Source organism: Methylobacterium radiodurans, assembly GCF_003173735.1.
In the GTDB taxonomy this organism is placed as follows: domain Bacteria; phylum Pseudomonadota; class Alphaproteobacteria; order Rhizobiales; family Beijerinckiaceae; genus Methylobacterium; species Methylobacterium radiodurans.
In genome coordinates, this window is sequence record NZ_CP029551.1 from 1117106 (window position 1) to 1131562 (window position 14457).

Genomic DNA, 14457 nt, shown 5'->3' on the forward strand with positions numbered 1-14457 from the left:
GGGCCTACTCCGCTGCCTTGAGGCGGCGCGAAGCCGTGTCAGCGTGCTGTCCTCCCGAAGCCTCCGGCGCGACCGTTTTGCCGAAGCGAGCGTAGAGGGCGGGCAGCACGATCAGGGTCAGCAGGGTCGCGCTGATCAGGCCGCCGATGACCACGGTGGCGAGCGGTCTTTGCACCTCGGCTCCGGTCTCGGTGGCAAGCGCCATCGGCACGAAACCGAGCGAAGCGACGAGCGCCGTCATTGCGACAGGTCGCAGACGGGTCATGGCGCCTTCCAATATGGCATCCCGCTTCGGCCGACCCTGAGCCACGAGTTGCTTGATGAAGGTTAGCATCACGAGGCCGTTGAGCACCGCCACGCCCGAGAGCGCGATGAACCCGACCGCCGCCGGCACAGAGACCGGCATGCCGCGTAGCCACAGCGCGGCGATGCCGCCGGTGAGCGCCAGCGGCACCGCGCTGAACACGAGCAGGGCGTCCCGCGGCGAGTTCAGGGCGGAGTAGAGCAGCAGGAAGATCAGGAAGAAGCAGACCGGCACCACAATCAGGAGACGTTGTTTGGCCGAGGCGAGGTTCTCGAACTGTCCACCCCAGGTGACATAGTAGCCGGCCGGCAACTGCACCTGGCTCATGACCTTGGCTTGCGCCTCCTCGACCAGCGAACCGATGTCGCGGCCCCGGACGTTGGCCGTCACCACGACCCGGCGCTTGCCGTTCTCGCGGCTGATCTGATTCGGACCCTCGGTCACCGAAAAACTCGCGACCTGCTTCAGCAGGACCGAGGACGCCCGACCATTCACTCCCGGCGGCAGCGGCACCGGGATGTTCTCTAGGGCCTCGCGATCCTCGCGCACCTTGTCGGTGAGGCGCACCACGATGGGGAAGCGCCGGTCGCCCTCGAAGACGACGCCGGCGTCCCGGCCGCCGATTGCCGCCCCGATCACGTCCTGTACGGCTCCCGTGCTCAGGCCGTAGCGGGCGGCCTCGGCCTTGTTGATCTTGATTTCCAGGAACGGCAGGCCGGCGGTCTGCTCCACCTTCACGTCCTCGGCTCCGGTTGTGCCCCTCAGGATCGTCGCGATCTGGTTGGCGACCTTGAGCATCGGCTCGAACTCCTCGCCGTAGACCTTGACGGCTAGGTCTCCCCGAGTGCCCGCGAGGAGTTCATTGAAGCGTAGCTGGATGGGCTGGGAGAACTCGTAGACGTTGCCGGGGAGTTCGCCGACCGCCTTCTCGATCTGCTCCTGTAGTTCGGCTTTGGACAGTTCGGGATTCGGCCATTCCTCCTGAGGCTTGAGGATTACGAACGTATCCGACGAGTTCGGCGGCATGGGGTCGGACGCGACCTCGGCCGTTCCGGTCTTGGAGAAGACGTAGGCCACCTGGGGAAACTTCGCGACCGTCTGCTCGATCCTGAGCTGCATCGCCTGCGATTGGCTCAACGAAGTCGAGGGGATGCGCAGCGCGTTGAGCGCGATGCTCTTCTCGTCGAGTTGCGGGATGAACTCGGCGCCGAGTCGCGTGAACAGCGCGCCGGCGCCTGCCAGCAGCAGCAACGCGCTCAGGATGAAGATCATGGGCGTGCGGACCGCGTTGCCCAGCACTGGCCGGTAGGCCGCCTTGAATGCGCGGATGATGAGGTTGTCCTTCTCGGTGACCTTGCCGGTAATGACGATGGAAATCAGCGCCGGCACGAAGGTGAGGGACAGGACGAAGGCAGCGACCAGCGCGATGATGACGGTCAACGCCATGGGCTGGAACATCTTACCCTCGACGCCCGTGAAGGTGAGGAGCGGCACGTAGACTAGGATGATGATAGCCTGACCGTAGAGAGAAGGCTTGATCATCTCCTCGGCAGAGGCCCGTACGGTCTGCAGCCGCTCCTCCGTGTCTAGGGTCCGGCCGAGTTCGTGCTGCTTCTCCGCAAGATGCCGGAGTGAGTTCTCCGCGATGATGACGGCGCCGTCGACGATCAGTCCGAAGTCGAGGGCACCGAGCGACATCAGGTTCGCCGAGATCTTCGCCTCAACCATGCCGGTCATGGTCATCAGCATGGCAATCGGAATGACCAATGCCGTGATGATGGCGGCTCGGATATTGCCGAGGAGAAGAAAGAGGATGACGATGACGAGGGTCGCACCTTCCGCGAGGTTCCGGGCCACGGTCTTGATCGTGGCTTCGACCAGAATGGTGCGGTTGAGAACGGTCTGCACCTCGATGCCCGGCGGCAACGATTTGCGGATCTCGTTCATCTTGGCGTCGACGCCTGCGGCCACGGTCCGGCTGTTTGCCCCGATCAGCATCAGGGCCGTGCCGATCACGGCCTCTTTGCCGTTCTCGCTTCCTGAGCCGGTACGAAGGTCGCGGCCGATGCGCACTTCGGCGATATCCTTGATCCGGACCGGCACACCACCGCGGGTGGTAACGACGACGTTGCCGATTTCCTCCATGTTCTCTAGACGGCCGGCGGCGCGGACGACGTAGCCCTCTCCGTTGTCCTCCAGGTAGCGGGCGCCCTGGTTCGCGTTGTTCGCCTCCAGCGCGCGGGCAACATCGCCGAAGGAGAGATCGAGGGCGGTCAGTTTCGTCGGATCGGGCTGGACGTGATACTGCTTCTCGTAGCCACCAATGCCGTCGACGCCAGCGACACCTGGAACGGTCTTGATCTGCAGACGGATGACCCAATCTTGGATCGTCCGCAGGTAGGCCGTCCGCTCCAGTTCGGTTCGCAGCCGCTGACCCTCGGGAGTCAGGTAGCTGCCGTCGGACTGCCAGCCCGGCTTGCCGTCGACGACCTTGGCATCCTTGTCGCGCTCGGCGTAGCGGATCGACCACATGTAGACTTCGCCGAGACCCGTCGAGATCGGCCCGATCTGAGGCTCGACCCCCGGGGGGAGCGAAGCCTTGGCTTGGATCAGGCGCTCGCCGACCTGTTGGCGCGCGAAGTAGATGTCCAGATTCTCATCGAAGACGGCCGTGACTTGGGAGAAGCCGTTACGCGAGAGTGATCGAGTGTATTCAAGGCCCTTGATTCCTGCGAGCGCAGTCTCGACTGGATAAGTAATCTGCTTCTCCATGTCGAATGGAGAATAAGAGGGCGCAACTGTGTTGATCTGTACCTGATTATTCGTGATGTCCGGCACGGCGTCGATGGGCAGCTTGGTCAGTGAGAAGACGCCGAAACTGGCCGCCAGCAGCGACAGAAGCAGCACGAGCCAGCGCTGGTGGACGGAGAAGTCGAGAATGCGGCTGATCATGAGGACTCTCCCGGTCAGTCGCCGTGCTCGGCTTCGGCCTTGCCGAGCTCTGCCTTGAGGAGAAACGTGTTCGCGACCGCGATGGCCTCGCCGGGTTTGAGGCCGGTCGTCACCTCGAAGGCTTCGTCGTCCGAGCGGCCGGTCTCGACGTCGCGCTTCTCGAAGCCTTCCTGCGTGCGCACGAAGACGACGCGCTTGCCCTCGATCGTCTGAAGGGCGGCCTTGGGCACTCGTACCGGGACCTCGTCCATCGAAACCGCGACCTCGGCGGTGACGAAGGTTCCGGGGCGCCAAGCGAAATCGTTGTTCGGTAGGGCCACGACGACGCGGGCGGCACGGGTATCGGCGTTGAGGAGGGGGCTGACGAAGATCACCTTGCCGCGCGCACGACGATCTCCATCCCCGTCGCTCGGTGCGACGGTGACTTCCGCGCCTTCCTTGACCTTGGCGAGGTCTGAGGTCGGAACGGAAAGCTCGATCCAGACGGTGGAGAGGTCGGCGACCGTGTAGAGATCGGCCGGATCGCCTTCCTTGCCGACAGCCGTACCGACATCGACCTTGCGCTCGACGATCCGACCTGAGAGCGGAGAACGCAGCTCGTACTGACGCAGGGTCGAGGCGTTCGCCGTCGCTTCGTCCTGCTTGGCCAGTTTGGCCACCTCCGCTGCGTTCAGTCCCAACGCCGAAAGCTTCTGCCGGGCAAGATCCTGCCGAAGCGCCGCCTCCGAATAGACGGCCTTGGCGTTGAGGAAGACGGATTCGGCCGAGATGCGCTTGTCCCAGAGTGCCTGCTGCCGGTCGAAATTGGTCTTCTCCAACTCGGCTTTGACCGAAGCGGTCAGGTACTCGCTCTTGGCGTCGGCGACTTCGCGGCTGTCGAGCACGGCTACGACCTCGCCTTTCTTCACGGAGTCGCCCAGACGCTTGCGCATCTCCGCCACCGTGCCGACCACTCGAGCCGGCACACGCCCGATGCGGTCGGCGTCCGGTGTGATCGTGCCCGGTACGACGATGTGCCGGGCCAGGACTCCTCCCTCGACCGCGGACACTTCGATCTCCTGATCCTTGATCTGCTTGTCGGTCAACTTGACGTGACCTTCCTCACCTTCGGCCTCGGAGTGTTGATGTTCTCCCTGGGAACTATCTTGGGCGCCCTCAGCGCTTTTTCCGCGACCATCGCCGCTCGAACGGCCCACATCGCCCGCGGAAGGCTTCCTCGCAGGCTCACTGTCGGACGCGGCCGCGTAGGTAAGTGCGGACGATGGAACTCCTGCAGAAGTCAGGAGACCGCGGACGAAGCTCGACACGGTAGGGAGGGTGGCGCCCAGGAGGACGCCAGCAACCACGAGGGCTGCGGTCAGTAGGATGCGCATGGGTGTTGGCTCGAGCAGGGTCCGAAGCACGCCGGGTCGTCGCGGTCGGACCCGTTACGTGACGTGAAGGAGGGCCCGGAGATGGATCCGGGATTGAGACGCCCACCTCGGCGGGCGTCGCTTCACGGCTTCACGCGCGAGGCGGTCTGGGCAGACGATTGGGAAAAATGGATGTCGCGGTTTCGGACATCCGCTCATAGCTCGGACGTGAAACTTCGGGCAGCGACGATAGCTCCGCCACGTCCAGGTTCGCGACAATGTGGCAGCCGCAATGGTTGTGACAGGTCAAGCCGGGATCGGAGATTTGGCCCCCCCCGGCAGTCGTGTCGGGAGCCGACACGAACCCGATGCCGACAGTGCTCCTGTCGCTGCGATGGTACGCGACGTCATCGGCGATGCCCGCGGCAGGGGCAGAAACGGCCAGTGCCAGAAGGAGCGCGAGTGCGCGGGCTGCCGTAGCCCACCAACCCGTCACCGCCCCGAAGGCCTTATGGCGTCGCGCCGAAGTCATCACGTCCCTTATGTACGATTCTTCGTGGCGGCGACAAGCCGGCACGGGCGAGCGCCTCATAAATTATTGACGGAGAACTTGACGAAAATGCCGAGGAGCGGTTTCCGGCCGCAGGTCGGTGGCTGATGTCGGAACACGGATGCACCGCTCGCCCGGATCGAGAACCGAGGGGCGGCATCCGAGACTCGGGCAGCAAGGCATGTGCCCGTCCTGACTCTCGCCAGGACGGGCTTATCACGGTGTGGTTGAGGGGCTGGATTGCACCGTGAACGATGTCGGGCGCCTACGGAGGCACCCCGGGAACTTGGCCGCGCAGGCAGTCGACACGCGGAGGGCGCCGGGCAGCGAACGCTTCCGGCTCCGCCGTCCCGGACAGCCGGGCTTATCGTCCGGAAGTCACTTCCTGCCGACGTTGTGTCCGTGCGCGTGGCCATCTTTTTCGGAATGTACCGGCGTGCCGTCGGGGCGCTTCTCCTGAGCTTCGCGGACACGCGGATCGTCGCTGTGTGTCGGTCCTCCCGACACGCCGCCCGTATTCGGGACTGCACGCTCGGGGTTCGAAGCGTTGCCATGCCCGTCGACGGCGAGGACAGGGGTCACCGCTCCCGTCAGCATTCCGAACGTGATCAAGGCGGCGAACAGGCGCTTCATAAGCTGAGCTCCGGATTCCAGACGGCGGCTGCCGCACGGACACCCAGATAGCGAAGCCGTTTGTCTGCAGGTTGCCTCGTCCGTGACAAAGTGTGTCGGCGCCTTACGCGATATGGTTAAGTTTGACTAACCTGCGGCTGCCGGACCTCGACGCCGGCATCGCGGAGGCCGACGGCAATGGCAAGGGAAGTGTCCGGGGGCGACCTGGCGGCGGCGGCGCTCCGGATCCATCAGGGAAGGATACGCTTGTCGGTCGAGAATCTCGCGAACGCGCAATCTTCGGCGTCCACGCCCGGCGGCGAACCCTATCGGCGCAAGATTGCGGTCTTCGAGCCGATCACGGGCGAAACCGACGAGCCGCCGGCAGTTCGGGTCGTGCGGGACCGGACCGCCTTTCCGACGATTCAGAGTCCTGGCCATCCCGCCGCCGATGCGCAAGGCAACCTCATGCTTCCCAACGTCCGACCTGCCACGGAGATGGGCGAGCTGCGCTCCGCCATGCGTGCCTACGAGGCGAACCTACGCACCATCGCGACGCTGGACGATGTGAAGGGAAAGACGATCGACCTGCTGAAGAGTTGACCGACGTCGCCGACCCGCATCCTCGACCGCTCACGTTTTTCCCGCAGCCGGACCGAGAGGACGACGAACCCGCTCAGCACTGCGGTGTCCCGGGCCTCGGGAGCACCTGCGGTCCCTTCGAGGGCTGAACCCGTGGTCGGCCCCTCGCCTTGGCGGGGATCCGCGGCTTCGCGGCGGTGAGGTAGGATCATCCCCGCGACTTCGGAAGATGTTGCCTTGCAACCCAGCGATCGCCTGGGTCGTTACCCGGTCCGCCCTAACCGGAAATAGGAAACACATCTTGTCGAATTCCATCGCGATTCGTCTCGCCGCGATTCTCGGCCTGTTCGGCTACATGGCTGAGCCCGCCTCCGCACAGAATCCGGATCTGACGACCAACCCCGAGAACACAGGCCGCGCTGCGACCGCGACACGGGCTGCCGAGACCGACAGCGACCTGCGGGAGTATCAGGTCGCCAAATCCGCGAGGATCAGCCTCGCCCAGGCGATCGCGACCGCGGAATCCGGCGGCGGTCGGGAGGGCGGACGCGCCATAGATGCCGACTTCGGGAAGGCCGGCGGCGGGAACCCCTCGCACTATGCCATCAAGGTTGTCTATCCGGATGGCAAGCTGATCGAATACGCCATCGACGCCGACTCAGGCAAACCGTACAGAGCCGAAGATCGACCCGTCGAGCGCTACTTCACGCGTTTGAAGGCTAGAGCGGTGTCCGATCGGTTTGAATCGTCTGGGGTTTTGGCGCGGACCGAGATGTGATTCGATGTGCGGTTTTCCGATGGGAGAGCCGAATGCCCTCAGCCCTATCCGCCGATCTTCGCGAGCGGGTCGTCACCACAATCGAGAGCGGGGCCTCGCGCCGGGAGGCGGCGCGGCGCTTCGCGGTCAGCCCAGCCACCGCGGTGCGCTGGCACGAAGCCTTCGTGCGGGAGGGCCGCACGCACGCCAAGCCGATGGGTGGTGACCAGCGCTCACATGCGGTTGAGGCCCGGGCTGACTTGATCCGACAGATCGACGAGGCACAGCCCGGCTTGTTCCTGCGCGAGTTGCGCATCCAACTGGCCGAGCGCGGCTTGCGAATTGGGGTGAGTAGCCTGTCCCGCTTCTTCAAGCGACACGGCATCACGCGCAAAAAAACACGGGTCATGCGGCGGAGCAGGATCGGGAAGACGTGAAGGCGGCCCGCCTGTCCTGGTTCGACGGCCAGCTCGATCTCGATCCGGATCGGCTCGTGTTCATCGACGAGACCGCCACGACCACGAAGATGATCCGGCGCTATGGGCGTGCACCACGCGGCGAGCGCTGCCGAGTGGCCGTGCCGTTCGGGCATTGGAAAACCATCACCGTCACGGCTGCCCTGCGCGCCAGCGGCCTGACGGCCACCGCGCTCTGCGACGGGCCGATGACCGGGGCCCGCTTCCGCGCCTATGTCGAAGAGACCCTGGCGCCGGCTCTAAGGCGGGGCGACACGGTCGTGCTCGACAACCTGCCGGCCCACAAGGTCAGCGGTATCCGCGAGCGGATCGCGGCGGCGGGTGCGCGGCTGCTCTACCTGCCGGCCTACTCGCCCGACTTCAACCCGATCGAACTCGCCTTCGCCAAGCTCAAGGCCATCCTGCGCACCGAGGCTGCTCGATCGGTCACGGACCTCTGGGGCGCCATCAAGCGTGCCTTCAGACGCTTCACGCCAAGTGAGTGCCGCAACTATTTGGCAGCCGCAGGCTACGATGCATATGACCCAACCTGATCGGATCCCGCTCTAGCGACTTCCGGAACTCCAAGACGTCGCTCAAGGATGCCATCGCACTCGCCGAGCGGATGGCGAAAGGCGGCAAGGCCTATGAAGCCGAGGTCGGGCGCGAGGGCGACGCGGTCGAGTACAAGATCAAGGTCGCACTCCTGGATCGAGAGCAGGTGATCGAGATCGGTGCGGACGGAACGGCGAAGGGCCCCTGATCCGCCGCATTTTCGCCGACTCGGAAGGGAAGGCATCCGCGTCCATCTTCTTCCGCGGACGGCGTCTCGTACCATCGACCTCGTGGGGGGCGGCATTGTTAGCCGTCCTCCATGCCGGCCCGGCTCACGACACGGTGCCGACCCCGTCGCGCTGCGTGGAGGGCCGGGAAGCGCAGGTCGGGTTGAGTGACCTCCGACGCGGTCGATGACTCCGGTCTGGTACGGCATGCCGTTCAGCACGCGCCTGGCCTTCATTGCGGTCGCGCGCCACTCCGTCGCCATGCTCGTCGCCGATGGAGGAAGCGCTGTGACCGGGCCCTTCCGGAGAGATCCGGAGGTCGCCGCCGAAGGTCAGGCGGCCCGTCTCCTGCTCCGCCGAGCCGACCTCCTCCCGGGCGGCCCAGCACGATGGGAGGGCAATTGCTACCAGGGAAGTTTCAGTCGTCGTGCATATACGCTTGGCGCGGCCTCATGCAGGTAGACGCACATCCGGTGGATCTGTTGCATTGCTGCTTGATGCGACCAGCAGCCCGCAGGCGTCCCACGGTCCATTTCGAAGCGCTCGGAGGCTTTGATTGCGAGCTCGACGGCTCGGCGCGCGTCCGGGCCGAGTTCCGTCCATAGATTGATCGTTCCACCGACGCACCGTGCGGTGACCGCGAGGTCAGGGTGCGCCGAGTTTGGCGAAGCACCCAATCCCTGGCACCACAGGTCGACCAACCCCCCCAGGGAGGCCGGCACCGATTTTCCGAAGCGAAATGGTCTGTGGCGCATGTTGCTGCCCGGCCGTCGATCGACCGGTTTCGATCCAGATCGGAAGATCATCCTCGATATTCGTTCCGCCGAACTTCAACGGTACGGGACGTCGCGACGTGCTGGAGCGCGATATCCCCAGCTCGGTCGTTGCGGCGGCCGAACGGATCGACGCCTCGGCGTGACCCGTTCGGCCGTCCGCATCCGCAGTTGCGGCAGGCTCACCCGTACGCGGATCGCCCGCCCCGGCCGTTGCCGGGCTGGGCTCGCCTCGGGCCGCGGAGTGCGCTCCGCGTCGTGTCCGGAACCGGCAGAGACATGTCGCGGGCCCGTTCGACGTATGTCGAACCGTCCAGGGGTCGCCGAGGAAGGCCAAGGCCGGATGTTCGGATCCTTCCGAAGTCCGACGCGGAAGTTGTTCGCTCAGTGGCTGTGCCCGTGCGCGTGCCCGTCGCCGGGGTAATGCAGCGGCCCGCCGTCGGCAGTCCTCTCCCTTGCTTCGCGGAACCGCGGATCGTCGCGGTGGGTCGTGCCGCCTGAAATGCTCCCGGTATTCGGCACGCTCAGTTCGGGCCTTTCGGCGTTGCCGTGCCCGTCGATGGCCAGGGCCGGGATGGCGGCCCCGAATACTATACAGGCAGCGATCGCTGCAGCGCGTGTGCGGTTCATCGTTCGTCTCCAATTTGCTGGCGGCACCGGCCGCAGCGAGGATCAAGATAGCGTGGCCAGTTGGCGTGCGATTGCCGGGCACATTACGAAGTGTGTCGGGCGGCCTGCACCATTGGCAGACGGACCTCGGCCCGCAGGCCGCCTTCCGGTCTGTTCGCCAGAACGAGCGAGCCGTTCTCGGCGTCGATCGCACGCTTGGCGATGGTCAGGCCGAGGCCAGTCCCGCCCGTGTTCCGGTTTCGCGAGCCTTCCAGACGGCTGAAGGGTTCGAGCGCCCGCGGCACGTCCTCGGGCTGGATGCCCGGTCCTTGGTCGTCGATCCGCACCACCAGCGAATTCCCATCGGCAATCAGCCCAATTCCGACCCGCGTCCCGTAGCGCACCCCGTTGTCGACGAGGTTCTCCAGCGCACGCCGGAACGTCACCGGGCGGACGTTGGCGAGCGCACGGCCGGGCCCCCGGTATTCGACGTCCCGGCCAGCGTCCTGATGGGCGTCGGCGATGCCCATCAGGACGCTGGCCACGTTGACGATCTGCCTCGCCTCCGGATCGGCGTCGCCGCGCAGATAGGCGAGCGTCGCGTCGATCATCGTCTGCATCTCGTCGAGGTCGGCCGCCATCGCGCGGCGTTCACCCTCGTCCACCACGCGGTCGAGGCGCAGTCGGAGCCGGGCGATGGGCGTCCGCAGGTCGTGAGACACGGCTGCGAGCGCCTGCGTCCGTTCTCCGACCAGACGATGGATGCGTTCCTGCATGGCATTGAGCGCCCGGCCGATCCCGCGCGTCTCGTCCGGACCGATCTCCGGGACCCGCACGGTCGAGCCGTGTCCGATCCGTCCGGTCGTACGGGTCAGCTCGCGCAGGGGACCCGCGATCCGGTGCATCAGGACGACGGCCGCCACGCCCACCAGAACGGCCATCGCGGTGGCCAACGATGCCCATGGGGTTCCGAGCACCGAGCTGGGCGCATGCGCCGAACGGAAGGTAAGGGAGCTCGCATCGGGCAAAGGAACGGTTCCCCGGAGGTCCTGCTGGTGGAAGGACTCGTCCGGCGCATCGAGGTTCAGGACGAGTCCCGGACCGAGAACCGGTTCCAGGGCGAGGATCTGGTCGCGCAGGTCCCGAAGGGCCGGGTGTGTGCCGCTGCCGGTCGGAGTGCTGCGGTCCCAGCCGACCTCGAAATGGCTTGAGGACAAGGCCTTCGCTTCGGTGTCGCGCGCTTCTTCCGGGCGCCGCAGGACGGCCTCCCGTACGAGGACGAGCTGTCGTGCGACCTCGCTGGCGAGGGCTTCATCGGCGGCGGCCGCCGCCGATTGCCGATAGAGCATGAGGGCCCCGCCGTGGACGGCAAGGACGGCCAGCAGCAGGACGGCGACGGTGCGCCCTTCCAGACTGCGGGCGAGCCTGAGCAGGTCCTTCACGCCTGGTCGACCTTGGCGGCCAGCACGTAGCCGGAGCCGCGCACCGTCTTAATGACTGGAGAAGCGCCCTCGGGTGGTTCGAGCTTGCGTCTTAGGCGGCTGACCAGGGTGTCGACGCTGCGATCGGAGGGCGCGGCGAGGCGGCCACGGCTCATTTCGAGGATCTGGTCGCGGCCGAGCACGCGGCCGGGATGCTCCAGGAACACGACGAGCAGATCGAACTCTCCGCCCGACAGGTCGACGGCCGCACCCACCGGGTCCGTGAGTGTGCGGCTGCGCAGGTCGAGGCGCCAGCCGTCGAAGCTCATCACCTCCGGCCGGGCGGCGGCGGTCGGCGTCATGGCGGACCGGCGCAGCACCGCCCGGATGCGGGCCAGCAGTTCCGGCCGCCCGAACGGCTTCGAGACGTAGTCGTCCGCTCCCAATTCGAGGCCGAGCACACGGTCGGCCTCCTCGCTGCGCGCGCTCAACATGATGACCGGAATGCCCCCTTTCGCGCGAAGCGCCCTGAGCAGATCGAAACCCGATGCGCCCGGCAGCATGACGTCGAGCAGAACGATGTCGGCCGAGGTCTCGGGAAGCAATCGCCACATCTCGGTACCGGTTCGGCAGCCCGTCACCCGGTAGCCGCTCTCGCGTAGGAGGCGCGTCACGAGCACGCGCATCCCGTCGTCGTCCTCGACGAGAAGCACATGGGCCGCCTCGATTGCCTTCATGGTAGCGCGTTTCTCCTGATCGGGCCTCTTTCGGCAACGGCATGCCGATCGCCCGGCGCTACGGACCTACATCCTCCAGTGGCTGGAGGAGCAAGGCCGAGCGAAAGGAACAGGACGATCGGAGCGCCGGATGGGGCGGACGCATGCATCCGGACGGCCCCGCGTCGACCGATCCGGTCTTCGCGATGCCTGCGGGTGCCATCGGGCGACGGCGTCGACCATGCCTCGGAGATGGGGCGGTCGAGCAGCCACGCGGAAGGCGGTTCGGACCCCGGCCGCATCGATGCCGTGTCGCCTTGACGTCTGGGTGCGGATGCGGTCCGCAAGACATCCGGCCATGGCTTGGTCCGCTGCCGCTCGTCACGGTCTGACGCGTCGTGCCCCCCGGCATCCGCGATGGCGCAGTGGTTTCCCGACCTCGGCTCGGCGGCCGAACCGCGGCTGTATGGTACATTCTCGTCGCACTGTCGGGCCGGTCCGTGCTCACGCGTCCTTCGGCGTAACCGACGGCGTCGCGGTGGATTGCCGTCGATCCGGATCCGTCGTCCGGGAGGGACGGCGCGGCAAGGCCGGGCGCGTGGAAGCATGTACGGCATGGCCGCGGTCCTCGGACAACTGCGGCCGCAGCGGCCATCCTCCGTGCCGGAGACGGGCGGGCCATCGGAGGTCGTCGCCGGCGCGGGCAGGGACACGGGGACCGTGCAGCCCGTAGGCTGCACGGAGTGCGGTTCGACGTCGGCGGCTTAGAAGTCGCGCTGGACGCGGGCGCGGACCTGGAACACGTCGGCGTTGGTCACGGTGCGCAGCGCGCCGAGATTGGCCGGGTTGTTCACGTACGCGGCACTGGTCTGCAGAGGGTTCCTGTTCAGATCGAGCACGCGGCCGGTCTGGACGCCATAGTTCTGGTAGGTGCCCTCCAGGCCGATGTCGAGGTCCCTCACCGGCGACCAGATCAGGCTCGCGCCGACATTGAAGGCGTAGGTGTCGCGGAGCTGCTGGTTCAGGTTGTAGAATTGGCTGCCGAAGGGGCCGGGGCCCGTGGAGGTATAGCCGAAGAAGGCGGACTGGGCTGCGCGGGATCCGGGTGCGAAGCTGAGTTCGCCGTAGGAGCCGAACAGGGCCGAACGTAGGGTCGGATTCCAGTAGTGAAGCAGCGAGGCTACAGCCGTGAAGCTGGTCGAAAGTTCCAGCCGGTTGGTGAAGGGATTCAGTACGGCGTCGCTGAAGAATTGCTGGAACGGCGCGCCCTGGAGAACCGTCGTGGTCTGGGCGTAGCCTCCGGCCCAGGACGAATAGCCGGTGTAGAGCTGGGCACCCTCGCCGTAGGCGCCCTGCAGGTACAGGGTGTCGCCCGGAGCGATGAAGGGTAGGTTGACCTTCATGCCGCCCTGGACCGCCCAACCGTATTCGGACTGAGTGCGGGCGACGTTCGCGAGGTTGGTGTTCGACAGCGGGGTACCGGCGTTGTTGCCGACGAAGTTCCCGAACGCAGCGTTGCCGGTGTTGATCTCGTGGACGGCGCCCGAGATCTGGACCGAGCCCCAGGGCTGATCGTAGCGCAGCACGCCGACGAAGTCGGGCATGCGGTTGCGTTGGACCACGTCGACGAAACCGACGCCCGACGGCAGACCGGTCGGGCCGAAGCCAGCAAAGACCGGTGTCAAAGAGTTGGTCTGGGCGAAGATCACGGCACTCGAGTTGCCCGCGACGGCGGTCGCCTGGGCGACGGACTGGGCCGAGTAGATGGGCGTGCGACGGAAGCTCGGATCTTCCATCGAGATGGTGGCCGAGAAGCCGTTGCCGAGGGTGGCGGTGTAGGCCGCGACGTTGGTCGAGAAGACGTCCGAGCCGAGCGTGCCGGCCTGGATCTCGAAGTCGTGGGCGTAGAAGTCGAAGAACGAGGACGCGCGACCGGCGGTGAAGCCGGCGAACTGCACGAAGGCCTTGTCCGTGTTGACGTACTGCTGCACGCGGCCGTAGCCGTCGACGCCGAGCGCCGGGAAGGCGTTGCCGATGCGGGTCTGCGTGCCCGAATGCAGACCCGGCAGACCGGTGCGGCTGGCCGCCTCGAGGCGGACGAAGGCGCGCAGGGAACCGTAGGCGGTCTGCGTGCGCGCATCGATGTTGATGCGGGCGAGGCCGCGGTAGCCGCTGTAGTCGCCCACGCTCGTTCCACGCGAAAGGGGCGCCTGCATGGCGTATTCGAAGCGGGCGCGGCCGCCGACGCGCAGGCAGGTGTCCGTCCCCGGGATATAGAAGAAGCCTGCGCCGTAGGCGGAGCAGACGCGGACGTACTCGATCGGCGCAGCCTTCTTGACTGGAAGGTCGGCGGCCTGCGCCGCGCCCCCTGCAGTAACCAGCGACGCGGCGCCGGTTAACAGTAGGTGCTTAATATTCACTTTCATTCTCCAGCTTTTAGAGACCCATTTATTCGCCTCTTTTTGGGCGAATTCGCCAGATAAAAAGGCCGGACTCACTCATGGCAGTTTTAATTTCTCGGTCTCGAAGCATCCATGAGTTGCTCGAATGCACTGGTTCGGTCGAGCGCCGGCAAGAGTTAATTCCGTTTCT

General features: G+C 66.0%; 11 protein-coding genes. 4 read left to right on the top strand and 7 right to left on the bottom strand.

Going from position 1 to position 14457, the window contains the following annotated elements; all coding sequences use genetic code 11:
* Positions 1-4: 4 nt before the first annotated feature.
* From DK427_RS04935 to DK427_RS04950, 3 genes are all read right to left on the bottom strand, one after another.
* Positions 5-3256, bottom strand: coding sequence for an efflux RND transporter permease subunit (locus tag DK427_RS04935; RefSeq protein ID WP_109950293.1), 3252 nt, complete (start codon positions 3254-3256; stop codon positions 5-7).
* A 14-nt stretch (positions 3257-3270) separates the two neighbouring features.
* Positions 3271-4629, bottom strand: coding sequence for an efflux RND transporter periplasmic adaptor subunit (locus DK427_RS04940; RefSeq protein ID WP_109950294.1), 1359 nt, complete (start codon positions 4627-4629; stop codon positions 3271-3273).
* Between the two features lie 907 nt (positions 4630-5536).
* A complete protein-coding gene (locus DK427_RS04950) occupies positions 5537-5791 on the bottom strand; it encodes a hypothetical protein (RefSeq protein ID WP_109950296.1) in 255 nt (84 codons plus the stop codon).
* Between the two features lie 246 nt (positions 5792-6037).
* Here DK427_RS04950 and DK427_RS04955 point away from each other — a divergent pair, with 246 nt between their 5' ends.
* The 4 genes from DK427_RS04955 to DK427_RS26035 all read left to right on the top strand — a co-directional run bounded on the left by DK427_RS04955 (position 6038) and on the right by DK427_RS26035 (position 8327).
* Positions 6038-6373 carry a flagellar basal body rod protein FlgC gene (locus DK427_RS04955; RefSeq protein ID WP_245930805.1) on the top strand — a complete coding sequence of 112 codons (336 nt, stop codon included), beginning with the start codon at positions 6038-6040 and terminating at the stop codon, positions 6371-6373.
* A gap of 280 nt (positions 6374-6653) precedes the next feature.
* Entirely contained in the window at positions 6654-7130 is a 477-nt protein-coding gene (locus DK427_RS04960; RefSeq protein WP_109950298.1) for a hypothetical protein, read from the top strand.
* A 32-nt stretch (positions 7131-7162) separates the two neighbouring features.
* Positions 7163-8118 (top strand): IS630 family transposase gene (locus DK427_RS04965; RefSeq protein WP_109950299.1). Its coding sequence is split into 2 segments (ribosomal slippage): positions 7163-7502 and positions 7502-8118, totalling 957 coding nucleotides; the frame shifts between segments, so codons are not numbered across the junction.
* Between the two features lie 71 nt (positions 8119-8189).
* Entirely contained in the window at positions 8190-8327 is a 138-nt protein-coding gene (locus DK427_RS26035) for a hypothetical protein (protein ID WP_162559673.1), read from the top strand.
* 1176 nt (positions 8328-9503) lie between these two features.
* Here the strand turns inward: DK427_RS26035 and DK427_RS04970 are convergent.
* The 4 genes from DK427_RS04970 to DK427_RS04985 form a co-directional block, all read right to left on the bottom strand.
* A complete protein-coding gene (locus DK427_RS04970; RefSeq protein ID WP_109950300.1) occupies positions 9504-9749 on the bottom strand; it encodes a hypothetical protein in 246 nt (81 codons plus the stop codon).
* Between the two features lie 83 nt (positions 9750-9832).
* Positions 9833-11170 carry an ATP-binding protein gene (locus DK427_RS04975; RefSeq protein WP_109950301.1) on the bottom strand — a complete coding sequence of 446 codons (1338 nt, stop codon included), beginning with the start codon at positions 11168-11170 and terminating at the stop codon, positions 9833-9835.
* Positions 11167-11886, bottom strand: a complete 720-nt coding sequence (locus DK427_RS04980) for a response regulator transcription factor (protein WP_109950302.1) — start codon at positions 11884-11886, stop codon at positions 11167-11169. The genes DK427_RS04975 and DK427_RS04980 overlap by 4 nt, the downstream gene beginning before the upstream one ends.
* Positions 11887-12629: 743 nt before the next feature.
* Positions 12630-14291, bottom strand: a complete 1662-nt coding sequence (locus DK427_RS04985) for a porin (protein ID WP_109950303.1) — start codon at positions 14289-14291, stop codon at positions 12630-12632.
* Positions 14292-14457: the final 166 nt, after the last annotated feature.